General features: G+C 72.5%; 17 protein-coding genes. 13 read left to right on the top strand and 4 right to left on the bottom strand.

The window, feature by feature from the left end:
* Window positions 1-27: 27 nt before the first annotated feature.
* Window positions 28-1,260 carry a radical SAM family heme chaperone HemW gene (gene hemW, locus CEB94_RS13625; protein ID WP_175432482.1) on the top strand — a complete coding sequence of 411 codons (1,233 nt, stop codon included), beginning with the start codon at window positions 28-30 and terminating at the stop codon, window positions 1,258-1,260.
* 126 nt (window positions 1,261-1,386) lie between these two features.
* On the opposite strand, the gene CEB94_RS13620 is transcribed toward hemW, so the two are convergent.
* Window positions 1,387-2,187, bottom strand: a complete 801-nt coding sequence (locus CEB94_RS13620) for a DUF3097 domain-containing protein (RefSeq protein ID WP_175432481.1) — start codon at window positions 2,185-2,187, stop codon at window positions 1,387-1,389.
* Window positions 2,188-2,218: 31 nt separating this feature from the next.
* On the bottom strand, window positions 2,219-2,950 hold the full coding sequence (locus CEB94_RS13615; protein WP_175432480.1) for an MBL fold metallo-hydrolase: 732 nt from the start codon (window positions 2,948-2,950) through the stop codon (window positions 2,219-2,221).
* Between the two features lie 169 nt (window positions 2,951-3,119).
* Between CEB94_RS13615 and hrcA the strand changes: the two genes are divergently transcribed.
* The 10 genes from hrcA (at window position 3,120) to CEB94_RS13565 (ending at window position 14,166) form a co-directional block, all read left to right on the top strand.
* Entirely contained in the window at window positions 3,120-4,136 is a 1,017-nt protein-coding gene (gene hrcA, locus CEB94_RS13610; protein ID WP_175432479.1) for a heat-inducible transcriptional repressor HrcA, read from the top strand.
* On the top strand, window positions 4,136-5,269 hold the full coding sequence (gene dnaJ, locus CEB94_RS13605; RefSeq protein ID WP_175432478.1) for a molecular chaperone DnaJ: 1,134 nt from the start codon (window positions 4,136-4,138) through the stop codon (window positions 5,267-5,269). Before hrcA ends, dnaJ begins: the two co-directional genes overlap by 1 nt.
* A gap of 419 nt (window positions 5,270-5,688) precedes the next feature.
* The gene (locus CEB94_RS13600) at window positions 5,689-6,762 is read left to right on the top strand and encodes a nitronate monooxygenase (protein ID WP_175432477.1); all 1,074 of its coding nucleotides are present in this window, start codon (window positions 5,689-5,691) and stop codon (window positions 6,760-6,762) included.
* Window positions 6,759-7,499 (top strand): 16S rRNA (uracil(1498)-N(3))-methyltransferase, encoded by a 741-nt coding sequence (locus tag CEB94_RS13595; RefSeq protein WP_175432476.1) that lies wholly within the window; start codon window positions 6,759-6,761, stop codon window positions 7,497-7,499. The genes CEB94_RS13600 and CEB94_RS13595 overlap by 4 nt, the downstream gene beginning before the upstream one ends.
* A 16-nt stretch (window positions 7,500-7,515) precedes the next feature.
* On the top strand, window positions 7,516-7,908 hold the full coding sequence (locus tag CEB94_RS13590; protein ID WP_175432475.1) for a VOC family protein: 393 nt from the start codon (window positions 7,516-7,518) through the stop codon (window positions 7,906-7,908).
* A 49-nt stretch (window positions 7,909-7,957) separates the two neighbouring features.
* Window positions 7,958-8,503 carry a hypothetical protein gene (locus CEB94_RS13585; protein ID WP_175432474.1) on the top strand — a complete coding sequence of 182 codons (546 nt, stop codon included), beginning with the start codon at window positions 7,958-7,960 and terminating at the stop codon, window positions 8,501-8,503.
* Between the two features lie 45 nt (window positions 8,504-8,548).
* Window positions 8,549-11,740 (top strand): S41 family peptidase, encoded by a 3,192-nt coding sequence (locus tag CEB94_RS13580; RefSeq protein WP_175432473.1) that lies wholly within the window; start codon window positions 8,549-8,551, stop codon window positions 11,738-11,740.
* A gap of 123 nt (window positions 11,741-11,863) precedes the next feature.
* Complete coding sequence (locus tag CEB94_RS13575; protein WP_175432472.1) at window positions 11,864-12,214, top strand: histidine triad nucleotide-binding protein; 351 nt, start codon at window positions 11,864-11,866, stop codon at window positions 12,212-12,214.
* 6 nt (window positions 12,215-12,220) lie between these two features.
* Window positions 12,221-13,153 (top strand): ribonuclease Z, encoded by a 933-nt coding sequence (locus CEB94_RS13570; RefSeq protein ID WP_175432471.1) that lies wholly within the window; start codon window positions 12,221-12,223, stop codon window positions 13,151-13,153.
* Between the two features lie 20 nt (window positions 13,154-13,173).
* Window positions 13,174-14,166 carry an adenosine deaminase gene (locus tag CEB94_RS13565; protein WP_175432470.1) on the top strand — a complete coding sequence of 331 codons (993 nt, stop codon included), beginning with the start codon at window positions 13,174-13,176 and terminating at the stop codon, window positions 14,164-14,166.
* A 13-nt stretch (window positions 14,167-14,179) separates the two neighbouring features.
* On the opposite strand, the gene CEB94_RS13560 is transcribed toward CEB94_RS13565, so the two are convergent.
* Both CEB94_RS13560 and CEB94_RS13555 read right to left on the bottom strand, forming a co-directional pair.
* Window positions 14,180-15,493, bottom strand: a complete 1,314-nt coding sequence (locus CEB94_RS13560) for an MFS transporter (protein WP_175432469.1) — start codon at window positions 15,491-15,493, stop codon at window positions 14,180-14,182.
* 203 nt (window positions 15,494-15,696) lie between these two features.
* On the bottom strand, window positions 15,697-16,479 hold the full coding sequence (locus CEB94_RS13555; RefSeq protein WP_175432468.1) for an IclR family transcriptional regulator: 783 nt from the start codon (window positions 16,477-16,479) through the stop codon (window positions 15,697-15,699).
* A 98-nt stretch (window positions 16,480-16,577) separates the two neighbouring features.
* Here CEB94_RS13555 and CEB94_RS13550 point away from each other — a divergent pair, with 98 nt between their 5' ends.
* Window positions 16,578-17,525, top strand: a complete 948-nt coding sequence (locus tag CEB94_RS13550; RefSeq protein WP_175432467.1) for a 5-dehydro-4-deoxyglucarate dehydratase — start codon at window positions 16,578-16,580, stop codon at window positions 17,523-17,525.
* On the top strand, window positions 17,522-18,811 hold the full coding sequence (locus CEB94_RS13545) for a glucarate dehydratase family protein (protein WP_175432466.1): 1,290 nt from the start codon (window positions 17,522-17,524) through the stop codon (window positions 18,809-18,811). Before CEB94_RS13550 ends, CEB94_RS13545 begins: the two co-directional genes overlap by 4 nt.
* Window positions 18,812-18,940 lie beyond the last annotated feature (129 nt).

Here is an 18,940-nt window from a genome sequence, read left to right as displayed (position 1 = left end):
CCGCACGGGTGCTGGACAATGGAAGGCATGCCTTCCGCACTCCCCGACGGTCAGCCCGTCCCCGACGACGGCGCGCTGCCCGCGTCCGCGCTCGCCGGGGCCGCCGACCGTCCGCTCGGGTTCTACCTGCACGTTCCGTACTGCGCGACCCGCTGCGGCTATTGCGACTTCAACACGTACACCGCGACCGAGCTGCGCGGCACCGGCGGCGTCCTCGCGTCCCGCGACAACTACGCCGAGACGCTGGCCGACGAGGTCCGGCTGGCGCGCAAGGTACTGGGCGACGATCCGCGGCCGGTCCGCACGGTGTTCGTGGGCGGGGGTACGCCCACGCTGCTGGACGCCGGTGATCTCGTACGGATGCTGCGGGCCGTCCGCGACGAGTTCGGGCTGGCGGAGGACGCCGAGGTCACGACGGAGGCGAATCCCGAGTCGGTCGATCCCGCGTATCTGGCGACGCTGCGCGAAGGGGGCTTCAACCGGATCTCCTTCGGGATGCAGAGCGCGCGGCAGCATGTGCTGAAGGTCCTGGACCGCACGCATACGCCGGGGCGGCCCGAGGCGTGTGTGGCGGAGGCCCGGGGGGCCGGCTTCGAGCATGTGAACCTCGACCTGATCTACGGCACACCGGGTGAGTCCGACGACGACTGGCGGGCGTCGCTGGACGCGGTGCTGGGCGCCGGGCCGGACCATGTCAGCGCCTACGCGTTGATCGTCGAGGAGGGGACGCAGCTGGCCCGTCGGATCCGTCGGGGTGAGGTGCCCATGACGGACGACGACGTGCACGCCGACCGCTACCTGATCGCGGACGAGGTGCTCTCCGGCGCGGGCTTCGAGTGGTACGAGGTGTCGAACTGGGCGACCTCGCAGGCCGGGCGATGCCTGCACAACGAGCTGTACTGGCGGGGAGCCGACTGGTGGGGGGCCGGGCCAGGTGCGCACAGTCATGTGGGCGGGGTGCGGTGGTGGAACGTGAAGCATCCGGGGGCGTACGCGGCTGCGCTGGCTTCGGGGAGGTCGCCGGGGGCCGGGCGCGAGGTCCTCTCGGCGGAGGACCGGCGGGTCGAGCGGATTCTGCTGGAGCTGCGGCTCAGGGAGGGCGTGCCGTTGTCGCTGCTGCGGGAGGAGGGGCTTGCTGCCTCGCGCAAGGCCTTGTCGGACGGACTGCTCCAGGAAGCTTCGTACGGGGAAGGGCGGGCTGTGCTCACTCTGCGCGGGCGGTTGCTGGCGGACGGGGTCGTGCGCGATCTCGTGGACTGAGGTGCTCGGCGTCGGTGCTGAGGGCGGGGCGTTGCGCAGCCCGGCGTAGCGGGGTGCCGCTGCGCCCACCCGTGCCGCCTCTGGCGGCACGCATGCCCGCAGCGGGGGCGGCACGCATGCCCGCAGCTACGCAGTCACGAAGTCGATCAGCTCTTCCACTCTGCCCAGCAGTTCCGGCTCCAGGTCCTTGTACGAGTGGACCCCCGACAGGATCCGCTGCCAGGCCGCCCCCGTCTTCTCCGGCCAGCCCAGGGCGCGGCACACGCCCGTCTTCCAGTCCTGACCGCGCGGTACCCGTGGCCAGGAGCCGATGCCCAGGGACGACGGTTTAACCGCCTCCCAGATATCGATGTAGGGGTGGCCGACGACCAGGGCGTGGTCGCTGGTGACGGACTGGGCGATGCGCCACTCCTTCGAGCCTGGGACCAGATGGTCGACCAGGACGCCGAGGCGGGCGTCCGGGCCGGGGGCGAAGGTCTCCACGATCGAGGGGAGGTCGTCGACGCCCTCCAGGTACTCCACGACCACGCCCTCGATGCGCAGGTCGTCGCCCCACACCTTCTCCACCAGCTCGGCGTCGTGGCGGCCCTCGACGTAGATGCGGCCGGCGCGGGCCACGCGGGCACGCGCGCCGGGCACGGCCACCGAGCCGGAGGCCGTGCGGCTGGGACGCGCGGGGCCGCCCGGCGCGGGGCGGACGAGGGTCACCACCCTGCCCTCCAGCAGGAAGCCGCGCGGCTCCAGGGGGAAGACCCGGTGCTTGCCGAAGCGGTCCTCCAGGGTCACCGTGCCCGCCTCGCAGCGGATCACCGCGCCGCAGAAGCCGGTCCCCGGCTCCTCCACCACCAGGCCCGGCTCCGCCGCGACCTCGGGCGCCGGCTTCGGCTTCTTCCACGGCGGGGTCAGGTCAGCGGAGTACTGGCGCATTCGAATGACGATAGGAGAAGGCGAACGGCGATCACCGCGACACGCCGAAACGCGCCGCCAGCGCGTCCCGTTGCGCCCGCACGAACGCCGCGTCCACCACCGCTCCGTGACCGGGCACGTACACCGCGTCCTCGCCGCCCAGGTCGAGCAGCCGGTCCAGGGCGGCCGGCCAGTGCGACGCCACCGCGTCGGGGCCCGCCTGGGGCTCGCCGGACTCCTCGACCAGGTCACCGCAGAACACCACCTCCGGATCACCCGGCACCAGCACCGCCAGGTCGTGCGCGGTGTGCCCCGGGCCGACGTTCGCCAGCAGCACCTGCCGGCCGCCGCCCAGGTCGAGGGTCCACTCGCCGGAGACCAGGTGGCCGGGCGGGGCCAGCCGCTGCGCCGCCTCCTCGGCCGTGGGCGCCGCCAGGCCGTTGCGTACCGCGTCCGCGCGCAGCTCCTCCCGGTCCCGCGCCCGTGTCAGCACCGCGTCCACGCCCACCGCGCCGAACACCTCCGCGTCGGTGAACGCCGCCGCTCCGAAGACATGGTCGAAGTGCGGATGCGTCAGCGCGAGATGCGTCACACGGTGACCGGTGAGCGCCCGCGCCTGCGCGCGCACCTTCGCGCCCTCGGCGAGGCTCGACCCCGCGTCGATCACGAGGACCGCGCCCTCACCGGCGACCAGCCCCGCCGTGCAGTCCCACACCGGCAGCCGGCACCGCCCCACCCCGGTGGCCACGCGCTCCCATCCGAGGTCTTCCCAAGTCACCGTCATACGGCGACGCTAGCGGTGTGCCCCGCTCGGGGCACGGCGCCGTACGACCAGCCTTGCCGGGGGTGTACCCCACCGCCGTACACTGGGCCGGGGAATGCTGGCACTCGCACGCGCAGAGTGCCAGGCCGGACCGGCAGGGCAGCAGACGAGACATCTGGAGGTGTGCGCGATGCTCAGTGAACGCAGGCTTCAGGTGCTGCGCGCCATCGTCCAGGACTACGTCGGCACCGAGGAGCCGGTGGGCTCCAAGGCCCTCACCGAGCGGCACAGCCTCGGCGTCTCCCCGGCCACCGTCCGCAACGACATGGCGGCCCTCGAGGACGAGGGGTACATCGCCCAGCCGCACACCAGCGCCGGGCGCATCCCCACCGACAAGGGCTACCGGCTGTTCGTCGACAAGCTCGCCGGCGTCAAGCCGATGACCGCGCCCGAGCGGCGCGCGATCCAGAACTTCCTCGAGGGTGCCGTCGACCTCGACGACGTCGTGGCGCGTACGGTACGGCTGCTCGCGCAGCTCACGCGCCAGGTCGCCGTCGTGCAGTACCCGTCGCTCACCCGCTCGACCGTGCGGCACGTGGAGCTGCTCTCCCTCGCGCCCGCACGCGTGATGCTCGTGTTGATCACGGACACCGGGCGGGTCGAGCAGCGTGTGGTCGACTGCCCGGCTCCCTTCGGCGACGCCTCGCTCGCGGATCTGCGCGCGCGGCTCAACAGCCGGGTGGCGAACCGCCGTTTCGCGGATGTGCCGAGTCTGGTGGAGGATCTCCCGGAGGCGTTCGAGCACGAGGACCGGGGTACGGTCTCTACGGTGCTCTCCACACTCCTGGAGACGCTCGTCGAGGAGAACGAGGAGCGGCTGATGATCGGCGGCACCGCCAATCTGACGCGCTTCGGGCATGACTTCCCCCTCACGATCCGGCCGGTGCTGGAGGCGCTGGAGGAGCAGGTGGTGCTCCTGAAGCTGCTCGGCGAGGCGCAGGATCCGGGCGTGACCGTACGGATCGGTCACGAGAACGCCCACGAAGGACTCAACTCCACGTCCGTCGTGTCGGTCGGCTACGGTTCGGGCGGCGAGGCACTCGCCAAGCTCGGCGTGGTCGGACCGACCCGCATGGACTACCCGGGAACGATGGGAGCGGTACGCGCAGTGGCACGGTACGTCGGACAGATCCTGGCGGAGTCGTAGTGGCCACGGACTACTACGCCGTACTCGGCGTGCGCCGCGACGCGTCGCAGGAAGAGATCAAGAAGGCCTTCCGGCGGCTCGCGCGCGAGCTGCACCCGGACGTCAACCCCGATCCGAAGACCCAGGAGCGGTTCAAGGAGATCAACGCCGCTTACGAGGTGCTGTCGGACCCGCAGAAGAAGCAGGTCTACGACCTCGGCGGCGACCCGCTCTCGCAGGCCGGCGGCGGCGCGGGCGGCTTCGGAGCCGGTGGGTTCGGGAACTTCTCGGACATCATGGACGCGTTCTTCGGCACGGCGTCGCAGCGCGGACCGCGCTCGCGCACCCGCCGCGGCCAGGACGCGATGATCCGTATCGAAATCGAGCTCGACGAGGCGGCCTTCGGTACGACGAAGGACATCCAGGTCGACACGGCCGTCGTGTGCAACACCTGCAACGGTGAGGGCGCGGCCCCGGGCACCTCCGCCCAGACGTGTGACATGTGCCGCGGCCGCGGTGAGGTCTCGCAGGTCACCCGGTCCTTCCTGGGCCAGGTCATGACCTCCCGCCCCTGCCCGCAGTGCCAGGGCTTCGGCACGGTCGTCCCGACGCCGTGCCCGGAGTGCGCCGGCGACGGCCGCGTCCGCTCCCGCCGCACGCTCACGGTGAAGATCCCGGCCGGTGTCGACAACGGCACGCGCATCCAGCTCGCCGGTGAGGGCGAGGTCGGCCCCGGCGGTGGTCCCGCGGGTGACCTGTACGTCGAGATCCACGAACTGCCCCATTCGCAGTTCCAGCGGCGCGGCGACGACCTGCACTGCACGGTCACGCTCCCGATGACGGCGGCCGCCCTCGGCACGAAGGTGCCGCTGGAGACGCTGGACGGCCTGGAGGAGGTCGACATCCGCCCGGGCACCCAGTCCGGCCAGTCGATCCCGCTGCACAGCCGCGGTGTCACGCACCTGCGCGGCGGCGGACGCGGCGACCTCATCGTCCACGTCGAGGTCCAGACCCCGAGCAAGCTCGACCCCGAGCAGGAGCGCCTGCTCCGAGAGCTCTCCAAGCTCCGCGGCGAGGAACGGCCCACGGGCCAGTTCCAGCCGGGACAGCAGGGGTTGTTCTCCAGGTTGAAGGACGCGTTCAACGGTCGCTGAGGCGGGTGGTTCGGTTGCTGCCGGGGGTTCGGGGGTCGTCCCCCGGGCGGGCACGGTCAGCCGGGGCAGCAGGGGTTGTTCTCCAGGTTGAAGGACGCGTTCAACGGTCGCTGAGGCGGGTGGTTCGGTTGCTGCCGGGGGTTCGGGGGTCGTCCCCCGGGCGGGCACGGTCAGCCGGGGCAGCAGGGGTTGTTCTCCAGGTTGAAGGACGCGTTCAACGGTCGCTGAGGCGGGTGGTTCGGTTGCTGCCGGGGGTTCGGGGGTCGTCCCCCGGGCGGGCACGGTCAGCCGGGGCAGCAGGGGTTGTTCTCCAGGCTGAAGGACGCGTTCAACGGTCGCTGAAAGCGAGCGTGCTTCTGGTCTATGCCAGTCGGCAGGCCGGTTTCGGGGTTGTTCGGAGGACGTGACAACATGCGGTCATGTCCTCCGCACTGACCGATCTCTTCCCCCTCCCGATCGTGCAGGCCCCCATGGCGGGCGGCGTCTCCGTGCCGCAGCTCGCCGCCGCCGTGTGCGAAGCGGGCGGGCTCGGATTCCTCGCCGCCGGGTACAAGACCGCCGACGGGATGTACCAGGAGATCAAGCAGATCCGGAGCCTCACCGGCAGGCCCTTCGGCGTCAACGTCTTCATGCCGCAGCCGGAGTACGCCGACCCCGCCGCCGTCGACGTCTACGCCCACCAGCTGGCCGGCGAGGCCACCTGGTACGAGGCCGAGCTCGGCGATCCGGACAGCGGACGCGACGACGGCTTCGAGGCCAAGCTCGTGGTGCTGCGCGACAACCCCGTGCCGGTGGTGTCGTTCCACTTCGGCGTCCCGAGCCGTGAGATCGTCGACGCCCTGCACCGCGTCGGCACCTTCGTCCTGGCCGCCGCGACCACCCCCGACGAGGCCCGGGCCGTCGAGCGGGCGGGTGCGGACGGGGTCATCGCCCAGGGCGTCGAAGCAGGCGGCCACCAGGGCACGCACCGGGACATTCCCGAGACCGACGGTTCCGGCATCGGACTGCTGTCGCTGATCGCCCAGGTCCGCGAGGCCGTGAGCATCCCGATCGTCGCCGCCGGCGGCATCATGCGCGGCGGCCAGATCGCCGGCGTCCTCGCGGCGGGCGCGAGCGCGGCCCAGCTGGGCACCGCCTTCCTCGCCACCCACGAGTCGGGCGCGAACGCCCTGCACAAGCAGGCGCTGACCAACCCCCTGTTCGTCCGCACGGAGTTGACCCGGGCGTTCTCCGGGCGGCCCGCGCGCGGCCTCGTCAACCGGTTCCTGCGCGAGCACGGCCCGTACGCGCCGCCCGCCTACCCCGAGATCCACCACCTCACCGCGCCGCTGCGCAAGGCCGCCGCCAAGGCCGGTGACGCGCAGGGCATGGCGCTGTGGGCCGGGCAGGGGCACCGGATGGCGCGGGAACTGCCCGCCGGGCAGCTCGTGGAGGTACTGGCCGGGGAACTGGCCACCGCCCGGGCCTCGTTGACGGGTGGAGGCGTGCTGTGACCGCGCCGGTGTTCGTGGTCGAGCACTTCGACGCGGGCGGTGGCGGCCGGTACGTCCTCGACGGGCCGGAGGGCAGGCACGCCGTCTCCGTGAAGCGGCTGCGGGCCGGTGAGGACGTCGTCCTCACGGACGGGTCCGGCCGCTGGGCGGACTGCGTCGTGCTCGACACGGAAGGCAAGGACCGGCTCATCCTCCAGCTGGAGTCGGTGCACGAGGAGCCTGCGGAGCAGCCCTGGGTCACCGTCGTCCAGGCGCTGCCCAAGGGCGACCGGGGGGAGCTCGCCGTCGAGACGATGACCGAGGTCGGCGTCGACGCGATCGTGCCGTGGGCGGCGGCGCGCTGCATCACGCAGTGGAAGGGCGAACGCGGGGCGAAGGCGCTGGGCAAGTGGCGGGCGACGGCCCGGGAGGCCGGCAAACAGTCCCGCCGGGTGCGCTTCCCGGAGGTGGCGGAGGCGGCTACGACCAAACAGGTCGCCGTCCTGCTGGCGGGGGCGGAGTTCGCCGCCGTGCTGCACGAGAGCGGGGACGCGCCGCTGGCGACGGCCGAACTGCCGTCCACCGGCGACATCGTGCTGGTCGTGGGGCCCGAGGGGGGCGTGGCGCCGGAGGAACTGGCGCTGTTCGAGGAGGCGGGGGCGAAGGCGTACCACCTCGGGCGCAGCGTGCTGCGCACATCGACTGCCGGGACGGCCGCCGCGGCCGTACTCCTGGCACGCACCGGACGCTGGTCCTGACCACCTTGGAGGCACCGTGGAACTCGCACAGGTCCGTCTGCTCGTGACCGACTTCTCGGCTTGTTACCGCTTCTACGGCGAGGTCCTCGGCCTCAAACCGCAGTCGGGGGCGGCGCGGGGGCCGTACGAGAAGTTCAGCCCCGCGGTGGGCTCCGCGGGGATCGCGTTGCAGGACCGGTCGGTGATGGCCGAGATGCTCGACGAACTGGGCGACACGGCGGCGGGCCACCGCTCCCTGGTCGTGCTGCGGGTGGACGGACTGGACGCGTACTGCGAGGAGATCACGATGCGCGGCGCGACGGTTCTGCACGGCCCCGTGCCCATGACGGACCGGATGCGGGTGGCGTATCTCAAGGACCCCGAGGGCAACTTGGTGGAACTCCAGGAGTGGCTGCTGCTGCGCGGCTGACGCCTTTGCGCCCTACCGTGCGGCCCCCGTCAGTGGCAGGCTCCCCTCCATGGGGGTTTTCAGGAGGAATCGGCTGGGGCCGCGCGGTCGGCGGGTGGCGGTCGCGGCGACGTTCGCCGTGGTGGCGGTGGGCGGCGCTGTCGCCTGCGAGCCCGGCAGCGTCAGCGCCGCGTCCGTCGCGTACACCACCGACGAGGCCGTGACCAAGGAGCTCAACCGGCAGAAGGCGGGCGTGCGTTGGCTCACGTGCACCGCGTCCTACGGGGAGAGCGGCCAGAAGTCGTCCCCCTCGGCGCGTGAGCGGACCGTCGCGGCCGTCGACTGCGAGGGCGAGACCGACGACGGCAAGGAGATCACCGTCGACGGCAAGGTCACCCACGCGGTGGACGGTGCCTGTGTACGCGGGAACATCACCGCCAAGGTGGACGGCAAGGTGTGGTTCGAGGTCGACGGGCTCGGCGACTGCGGCTCCACCAGCCCGCCCCCCGTCGGCGGGTCCCCGAACGGGCGGCCCGGGCCGACCGTCACCGTGACCGTCACGCAGACCATCTGGTGCGAGCGGTACCCGGACTGCCGTCCCGTCGAGGGCAAGTGATCCGAACACTGTCCGCGCGGCGTCGTCCCTGCATAGGGTGATCAGGTGACATCGCCTGCTTACCTCCGGTTCCCCCATGTGCACGGCGACCTGGTCGCCTTCACCGCCGAGGACGACGTGTGGCTCGCGCCGCTCGACGGCGGCCGGGCCTGGCGGGTCAGCGCCGACAACATGCCGGTGACCCAGCCCCGTATCTCGCCCGACGGCACCACGGTCGCCTGGACCTCCACGAGAGACGGCGCCCCCGAGGTGCTCATCGCCCCGGTCGACGGCGGTCCGGCCAAGCGGCTGACGTACTGGGGGAGTCTCAAGACGCAGGTGCGCGGCTGGACCCCGGACGGCGAGGTCCTGGCGATCAGCACCCAGGGGCAGGCGAGCCTGCGCCGCACCTGGGCGCGTGCCGTCCCGCTGGACGGCGGCCCGGCCACCACCCTGCCCTACGGGCCCGTCGGCGACATCGCCTACGGCCCGCACACGGTGCTGCTGTCCGCGCCGATGGGCCGGGAGGCCGCCTGGTGGAAGCGGTACCGGGGCGGTACGGCGGGCAAGCTGTGGATCGACCCCGAGGACGACGGACAGTTCGTGCGGCTGCACGAGGAGCTCGACGGCAACCTCGAGTACCCGCTGTGGGTGGACGACCGGATCGCCTTCCTCTCCGACCACGAGGGCACCGGAGCGCTCTACTCCTCCCTCGCCGACGGGTCCGACCTGCGCCGCCACACACCTCTCGACGGCTTCTACGCCCGGCACGCCGCGACCGACGGCACCCGGGTCGTCTACTCCAGCGCCGGTGAGCTGTGGGTGCTGGACGACCTGGAGGGGGCCGAGCCGCGGCGGCTGGACGTGCGGCTGGGCGGACAGCGCGTCGACCTGCAGCCGTTCCCGGTAAACGCCTCCCGGTGGTTCGGGTCGGCGTCCCCGGACCACACCGCACGCGGCAGCGCGGTCGCCGTACGCGGTTCCGTGCACTGGGTCACCCACCGCTCCGGTCCGGCCCGCGCACTGGCCGCCACCCCCGGGGTGCGGGCCCGGCTGCCGCGGACGTTCCGCGCGGACGGCGAGGAATGGGTGGTGTGGGTGACGGACGCCGAGGGCGACGACGCCCTGGAGTTCGCTCCCGCCACCGGACTCGCCCCGGGGGCGACACCCCGCCGGCTCGCCGCCGGGCAGCTCGGCCGGGTGCTGGACCTCGCCATGGCCCCCGACGGCAGCCGTGCCGCCGTGTCCTGTCACGACGGGCGCCTGCTACTGGTGGAGCGGGAGACGGGCGAGGTGCGGGAGGTCGACCGCAGCGAGGACGGCGATGCGTCGGGCCTCGTCTTCTCGCCCGACTCGTCCTGGCTGGCCTGGTCCCACCCCGGCCCCCGGCCCCTGTGCCAGCTGAAGCTCGCCAACACCACCGACCTGTCGGTCACCGAGGCCACCCCGCTGCGCTTCCAGGACTACGCGCCCGCGTTCACGATGGACGGCAAGCACCTCGCGTTCCTGTCGACCCGCTCCTTCGACCCGGTCTACGACGAGCACGTCTTCGACCTGGCCTTCGTGGTGGGCGCCCGGCCGCATCTGATCACCCTCGCCGCCACCACGCCCTCCCCGTTCGGGCCGCAGCGGCACGGCCGCTCCTTCGAGACGCCCGACCGGGAGGAGACCCCCGACAGCGAGGGCACTCCCACCACCCGCATCGACCTCGACGGCCTCGCCGACCGCATCGTGCCCTTCCCGGTCGAGGCCGCCCGGTACACCAATCTGCGCGCCGCCAAGGACGGCGTCCTGTGGCTGCGTCACCCGGTCGCCGGCGTGCTCGGCGCCTCCCGGGCCACCCCGGACGACCCCGAACCCAAGTCCGAGCTGGAGCGCTACGACCTCGCCCAGCAGCGCGTCGAGCATCTCGCCGTCGACGCCGACCACTTCGCCGTCAGCGGCGACGGCAAGCGGGTGCTGCTGTGGACCGACGGGCGGCTGAAGGTCGTCCCCAGCGACCGGCGCGCCTCGAACGACGACGACAGCGACACCAACATCACCGTCGACCTGAGTCGCGTACGCCAACTCGTCGACCCGGCGGCCGAGTGGCGCCAGATGTTCGACGAGAACGGCCGCATCATGCGGGACCACTTCTGGCGGCCCGACATGAGCGGCGTCGACTGGGCCGGCGTCCTCGACCGCTACCGTCCGGTCATGGAGCGGCTCGCCACCCACGACGACCTGGTCGACCTGCTGTGGGAGGTCCAGGGCGAACTGGGCACCTCGCACGCGTACGTCACCCCGCGCGGCGGGCACGGCGGCGGCCACCGTCAGGGCCTGCTTGGCGCCGACATCTCCCGCCACGAGGACGGCAGTTGGCGCGTCGATCGCATCCTGCCCTCGGAGACCTCCGACCCGGACGCCCGCAGCCCGCTGGCCGCGCCCGGTGTGGCCGTGCGCCCCGGGGACGCCATCCTCGCGATCGCCGGACAGCCGGTCGACCCGGTCGCCGGGCCCGGCCCGCTGCTGATCGGCACGGCGAACAAGCCCGTGGAGCTGACCGTCTCCCCGTCCGGCGGCGGCGACCCCCGGCACGCCGTCGTCGTCCCGGTCGCCGACGAGGAACCCCTGCGCTACCACGCCTGGGTCGCCGACCGCCGCGCCTACGTCCACGAGAAGTCCGGCGGCCGCCTCGGCTACCTCCACGTCCCGGACATGCAGGCCCCCGGCTGGGCCCAGATCCACCGCGACCTGCGTGTCGAGGTCGCCCGGGAGGGTCTGGTCGTCGACGTCCGTGAGAACCGGGGCGGTCACACCTCCCAACTGGTCGTCGAGAAGCTGGCCCGCCGCATCGTCGGCTGGGCCGTCCCGCGCGGCATGCGCCCCTACAGCTACCCGGAGGACGCCCCGCGCGGCCCCGTCGTAGCCGTCGCCAACGAGTTCTCCGGCTCCGACGGCGACATCGTCAACGCCGCGATCAAGGCCCTGGGCCTCGGGCCGGTCGTCGGCACCCGCACCTGGGGCGGCGTCATCGGCATCGACAGCCGCTACCGGTTGGTGGACGGCACCCTCGTGACCCAGCCCAAGTACGCCTTCTGGCTGGAGGGCTACGAGTGGGGCGTGGAGAACCACGGCGTGGACCCGGATGTGGAGATCGTCCAACGCCCCCAGGACTACGCGGCGGGCAATGACACCCAACTGGACGAAGCAATCCGACTGGCACTGGAAAGCCTGGAGGCAGTACCCGCCAAAACGCCCCCACGCCTGCCAGCTTAAAGGGCGCGGGGCTGTATCGATCTGCGGCTCCGCCGCGTGGGCGCGACCAGCCACAAGGCACCCGCACCCGACGACGATACGATGCCCGGCAAGACCGAGACACGGCCAACCCCCGGAGGGAAAATGGCAGGGGAGCCCCAGGAAGACTGCCTGTTCTGCAAGATCGTCGCGGGCACCATCCCGGCGACCATCGTGCGGCAGACGGAGACGACCATCGCGTTCCGCGACATCAACCCCCAGGCCCCCACGCACGTCCTGATCATCCCCAAGGCGCACTACGAGAGCGCCGCCGCCCTCGCCGCCGACCCGGCGCTCACCGCGGACGTGCTCCGCGAGGCCCAGGCCGTAGCGGACGAGGAGAAGCTCGACAGCTACCGCCTCGTCTTCAACACGGGCAGCGGCGCCGGCCAGACGGTCTGGCACGTGCACGGTCACGTGCTCGGCGGCCGCGGCCTCGAATGGCCCCCGGGGTAATCCGCCTTGTCCGTACGTGAACTCGTGGTCCTCGGCACCGCCAGCCAGGTCCCGACCCGGCACCGCAACCACAACGGCTACCTGCTCCGCTGGGACGGCGAGGGCATCCTGTTCGACCCGGGCGAGGGTACGCAGCGCCAGATGCTGCGCGCCGGGGTCGCCGCGCACGACCTGAACCGGATCTGCGTCACGCACTTCCACGGCGACCACTCCCTCGGCCTCGCCGGTGTCATCCAGCGCATCAACCTGGACCGGGTCCCGCACGAGATCACCGCCCACTACCCCCGCTCCGGGCAGCGCTTCTTCGACCGGCTCCGGTACGCCACGGCCTACCGCGAGACGGTCGGCATCACCGAGGCCCCGGTCGACACCGACGGGCCCCTCGCCCGTACGGACGGCTACACGCTCCAGGCGCGGAGGCTGTCGCACCCGGTGGAGTCGTACGGGTACCGGATCGTCGAGCCCGACGGCCGCCGCATGCTGCCCGAGCGGCTCGCCGCGCACGGCATCAAGGGACCGGACGTCGGCCGGATCCAGCGCGAGGGAGAACTCGGCGGAGTCTCACTCGACGACGTCAGCGAGACGCGGCGCGGGCAGCGGTTCGCGTTCGTCATGGACACCCGGCTCTGCGACGGGGTGTACGCGCTCGCCGAGGGCTGCGACATGCTCGTCATCGAGTCGACCTTCCTCGACGAGCACGAGCAACTCGCCGTCGAGCACGGGCACCTGACAGCCGGTCAGGCCGCTCGGGTGGCCCGGGACGGCGGCGTGCGGCACCTCGTGCTGACCCACTTCAGCCAGCGTTACACCGACCCTGGGGGCATCTCCCGGACGGAGTCCGGGGGAGAGTTCGAGCGGCAGGCCCGGGCCGCCGGCTTCGACGGTGAGCTGAGCGTGGCGCACGATCTGTTGCGGGTGCCGGTTCCGAAGCGTCGGTGAAACGGCCGTACGATGAATTGATGTCCCTCCCCAAAGCCGAACTGCACCTTCACATCGAAGGCACCCTCGAACCGGAACTCGCCTTCGAGCTCGCCGCGCGCAACGGCGTCACGCTGCCGTACGCCGACACGGACGAGCTGCGCGAGGCCTACCGCTTCGAGGACCTGCAGTCCTTCCTGAACCTGTACTACGAGCTCATGGCCGTCCTGCGTACCGAGCGGGACTTCGAGGACCTGGCGAACGCCTATCTCGCCCGGGCCGCCGCGCAGGGCGTGCGGCACGCGGAGATCTTCTTCGACCCGCAGGCCCACACCAGCCGCGGGCTGGACATCGGCACGGTCGTCGAGGGGCTGTGGCGGGCGCTCGGGAGCAGCGAGGCCAACCACGGGGTCTCCACCCGGCTGATCCTGTGCTTCCTGCGCGACGAGTCCGCCGAGTCGGCCCTGGCCACGCTGGACGCGGCCAAGCCGTACCTGGACCGGATCACCGGCGTCGGCCTCGACTCCGCCGAGGTCGGGCATCCGCCCGTGAAGTTCCGCGAGGTCTACGAGGCCGCCGCCGCGCTCGGCCTGCGGCGGGTCGCCCACGCCGGTGAGGAGGGCCCGCCCGAGTACATCACCGAGGCGCTGGACGTCCTCGGCGTCGAGCGGGTCGACCACGGGCTGCGCTGTGTGGAGGACCCGGCGCTGGTGGAGCGGCTGGTGCGCGACCGGGTGCCGCTGACGCTGTGCCCGCTGTCCAACGTCCGGCTGCGCACGGTCGACACCCTCGCCGACCATCCCCTGCCCGCCATGCTGGACGCCGGCCTGATGTGCACGGTCAACTCCGACGACCCGGCCTACTTCGGCGGCTACGCCGGCGACAACTTCGACGCCGTGCGCGCCACCCTCGGCCTCACCGGGGAACGGCTGCGGGAGCTCGCCCGCAACTCCTTCCTCGCCTCGTTCCTGGAGGACGACGAGGAGCTACGGGCGCGCTATCTGGCCGAGGTGGAGGCGTACACCTTCGGGTAGCTCAGGGCAGGTCTCAGAGGGCCTCCGACCCCGCCTTGCCGTAGGCGCGCTGGGCGGGGACGGCGGCGGCCTCCATCGAGATCTCCACCACCGGCTGCTCCGGGGCGCCGATCTCGGGAACCGCGCCGGTCGGCGTGCCCGTGGCGGCGGCGACCAGGGCGGCCGGGTGTCCGCCGCGGCGGCGGATCGCGCCGGGCAGCAGCGGGCGCCCGCCGGTGTGCAGGGCGACGGCCGTCATCGGCAGGGCGATCACCAGCAGCCCGGCGCCGAGCACCGCGCCCATGACCGGGAACCCTGCCTGCGCCGACAGCACACTGCCGGTCAGCGGTCCGGCGGCCGTGCCCAGCGAGGACGCCGAGCCGACCAGGACCGCCCAGCGGCCGCGCGGGTCGAGCGAGGCGGCGAGCCCGATGAGATACGACAGCACCACCGGGTAGAGCGTGTTCCAGGCGATCTCGCCGGCCGCGAAGCTCCCCAGGTCGGTCGCGCGGGCGCTGAGCGCGATGCAGGCGGCGATGAGAACCGTGCCGCCGCCGATGGGCACGGCGCGTCCCAGCCGGGCCCCGAGGGCGCCCGCCGCGAGGACACCGGCCAGCCCGGCGCCCAGTCCGAGGGCGAAGACGGCACCGACGGTGGCCTCGCCGAGGTGCGCCTGCTCCAGGCCGATGCGTCCGCTCACGCCCCACAGGGAGTTCTGGGCGAGCGACCAGCACACCATGGCGGCGGCGAGCACCAGCCCGGAACGGGCGTGCGGCAGCCGGGCCTTGTCCTGCCGCGCGGGCGCGACGGGCGTTCCGGCGGGGAGGTGGCCGGTCAGCGGCCACACGGCCAGGGCCGTGAGGGCGATCGCGGCCAGGGGCAGACCGTGCCCCGGGCCGAGGTGCGGCACCGTCAGATACACGGCGCCCGCGAGGGCGGAGACGCTGAGCAGCCCGGCCGTGGAGGCCCGGTGCGGATCCTTCTGACCGGCGATGAGCGTGGCGGCGACGGTGGTGGCCGTGCCGGAGCCGAACCCGCCGATCATCGCGCCGGCGATGACAGCGGGGATCGCGGTGGTCAGGGCGGCACCGCCGTAGCCGAGGAGGGCCAGGGCGAGGCCGAGCCGGGCGAGGGTGCGGGCTCCGGCCCGTTCGACCCGGGAGGCCAGGACGAATCCGGCGGCGGCCGAACTCAGCAGCAGGGCGCTGCCGACGGCACCGGCCTGCGTGGCGGAGAGCGGAAGGTCCGAGTCGAGTCTGCCGACGGTGGTGGGCAGCAGATACGGAGCGAGGTACCCGGCCGTGAAAAGGGCGACGAGGGGCCAGGGAGTGGTGCGAGGGGCGAACACGGGCGTTCCCAGGGCATGCGAAAGGAGCGGGGGAAAAGGGGGGTTGGGCGACGACCGTCGACGGACAGGAACGCGCGAGCAATTTGTATCAAGCACGTAGTCGGACACGGGAGCCCGGGGTGTGTGATCTGGAGCACGTTGTGTTTGGGGTGGTGATGCCCGGGTAAACGAGTGCCCTTCGTCAGGCGTCGGCGGCGCTCTCGCTAACGCCAGTGCACCGATCCGGGCGCCGCCGGAACGGTCGCCTCGGCCTTCGCCCGGATCTCCCGCATCACGGCGACAATCCGCTCCTCGTGTGCGGGCGTGAGCCGGGCGACCGGCACCGAACAGCTGATCGCGTCCAGGGCCGGGGTGTCGTAGCGCAGCGCGAACCCGAAGCCGACGATGCCGCTCACGCCTTCCTCACGGTCCACGGACCAGCCGCGGGACCGGATCTGCGCGAGGTCGGCCGCCAGGGACGCCCTACTCGTGTGGGAGTTCGGGGTCAGTGCCTCGTACGGCCCCTCGGGCAGCTCGCCGTCCGGGCGTTCCGCCAGCAGGGCCTTGCCGAGGGCGCCGACGTGCGCGGGCAGGCGCCGCCCCACACGGCTGATCGTGCGCAGGTACTCGTGCGACTCCCGCGTGGCCAGATACGCCACGTCCCGGCCGTCCAGCCGGCCCATGTGGATGGTCTCGCCGAGCGCCTCGGACGCCTCGTCGAGGTACGGCCGTACGGCCCGCACCCGGGGGTCGGAGTCGAGGTAGCCCGTGCCGGTGAGCAGGGCGTGGATGCCGATGCCGTACAGGGATCCGGTGACGTCGGTGCGGACCCAGCCGCGCGAGATCAGGGTCTGCAGCAGCGCGTACATCGAGCTGCGCGGCACGCCGAGTGCGTCGGCCAGCTCCTGGAGCCGGGCCGGACGGTCGGCGCGCGCGGCGAGGAGTTCCAGCAGCTCGACGGTGCGCGCAGCGGACTTCACCTCGCGGACGCCCCCTGTGTCTGACATGCACCGATGGTAATCGGGCCGCCCGGGCGGTTGACGTTCGCATACTCAACCTCCATTCTCATACATAGATCACGTCTACATAAGGAGATGACCTGGTGATGACCGTGAGCGCTGGACCGGCGGCGGTCGCGCGGCGGCTGCGGGAGGGGATGGCGGGCGGCGTGCTGTCGTTCCCGCTGACCAGCTTCCGTGACGACGGCACCCTCGACCCGGACGGCTTCCGCGCCTACGTCGCCGAGCGGCTCGCCGCCGCCCCCGGCGCCGTCTTCCCGGCCTGCGGCACCGGCGAGTTCTTCTCGCTCGACGAGGACGAGTACCGGCAGGTCGTCACCATCACCGTCGAGGAGGCGGCGGGACGGGTCCCCGTCGTCGCCGGCACCGGCTACGGCTGGGCGCAGGCCGTCCGGTTCGCGCGCATCGCCGAGGACGCCGGGGCCGACGCGCTCCTGGTGCTGCCGCACTACCTCGTCACCGCCCCGCAGGACGGACTGGTCGCCCAGCTGGAGCAGATCGCCGCCCGCACCCCGCTGCCGCTCATCGCCTACCAGCGCGGCCAGGTCGCCTTCACCGCCGGCTCCCTCCGGCGCATCGCCGCCCTGCCGAACGTCATCGGCCTCAAGGACGGCCACAGCGACCTCGACCGGCTGCAGCGCCTCACACTGGCCGCGCCCGAGGACTTCCTGTTCTTCAACGGGGCCTCCACCGCCGAGATCCAGGCCCGCGCCTACGCCACCGTCGGCGTCCCCGCCTACTCCTCCGCCGTCCACGCCTTCGCCCCCGAGATCGCCGGCGCCTTCTTCACCGCCCTGCGCGAGGGCGACCACGGCACCGTCGACAAACTGCTGCGCGACTTCTACGTTCCGCTCGTCGAACTGCGCGACCGCGTCCCCGGGTACGCCGTGTCGCTGGTGAAGGCGGCGGCCCGGCTCCGCGGCCACCGCGTGGGCCCGGTGCGCGCCCCGCTCACCGACCCCTCGCCCGCCGACCTGGCCGCCCTCACCGCCGTCCTCACCGCCGGACTCGACCTCGTGGGAGCCGCCCTGTGAACCTCGCCGTCACCGACGTACGGCTGACGCCGATCCTGGTCGCGGACCCGCCGCTGTTGAACACCCAGGGCGTGCACCAGCCGTACACGCCCCGGCTGATCGTCGAGGTCGTCACGGCGGACGGGATCACCGGTGTGGGGGAGACCTACGGCGACGCCAAGTACCTGGAGCTGGCCCGGCCCTTCGCCGAGCGGCTGAAGGGCCGCCAGGTCAGTGATCTGAACGGCCTGTTCACGGTCGCTGACCAGGTAGCGGTGGACGCCTCCCGCGTGGAGAACGCCGTGGACGTCGGGGGGCTGCGCGGTGTCCAGACCGCCGACAAGCTGCGGCTGTCCGTCGTCTCCGGCTTCGAGGTCGCCTGCCTGGACGCCCTCGGCAAGGCGCTCGGACTGCCCGTGCACACGCTGCTCGGCGGCAAGGTGCGCGACGCTGTCGAGTACAGCGCCTACCTGTTCTACAAGTGGGCCGGCCACCCCGCGGGCGTGCCGGCCGAGAAGGACGACTGGGGCGCCGCCGTCGACCCGGCGGGAGTGGTGGAGCAGGCCCGCCGCTTCAAGGAGCGCTACGGCTTCACCTCCTTCAAGCTCAAGGGCGGTGTCTTCCCGCCCGACGAGGAGATCGCGGCCGTACGGGCGCTGGCCGAGGCCTTCCCGGGACACCCGCTGCGGCTCGACCCGAACGGCGCCTGGTCCGTGGAGACGTCCGTGAAGGTGGCCCGGGAGCTCGGCGAGGTCCTGGAGTACCTGGAGGACCCGGCGCTCGGCACGCCCGCCATGGCCGAGGTCGCCGAGCGGACCGGGGTGCCGCTCGCCACCAACATGTGCGTGACGACCTTCGCCGAGATCAAGGAGGCGTTCACCCGGGGCGCCGTCCAGGTCGTGCTCTCCGACCACCACTACTGGGGCGGACTGCGCAACACCCAGCAGCTCGCCGCCGTCTGCCGCACCTTCGGCGTCGGCGTGTCGATGCACTCCAACACCCACCTGGGCATCTCGCTCGCCGCGATGACCCACGTGGCCGCCACCGTCCCGGACCTCCACCACGCCTGCGACTCCCACTACCCCTGGCAGTCCGAGGACGTCCTCACCGAGCGGCTCACCTTCGAGGGCGGCAAGGTCGCCGTGTCCGACGCGCCCGGCCTCGGCGTGGAGCTCGACCGCGAGCGGCTGGCCGTGCTGCACCGGCGGTGGCTGGACGACGACGGCGCTCTGCGGGATCGCGACGACGCCGCGGCCATGCGGATCGCCGACCCGGAGTGGGTGACACCCGCGATGCCCCGCTGGTAGCGCCCTCTCCTACCGGCGCGGGGGCGTGCGAGGGCCCGGCGCGAGCTGACGGGACGGGTGGGCCCGGCGTGATCGGCGTCACGTTGTCGGTGATGTGGTGCAAACTGGCCTGATCCGCACCACGTCAGG

The sequence above is a fragment of the Streptomyces hawaiiensis genome (assembly GCF_004803895.1).
Classification (GTDB): Bacteria; Actinomycetota; Actinomycetes; order Streptomycetales; family Streptomycetaceae; genus Streptomyces; species Streptomyces hawaiiensis.
Note: the sequence above shows the minus strand (reverse complement) of the source record. Positions and strands in the feature narration are given on the sequence as shown.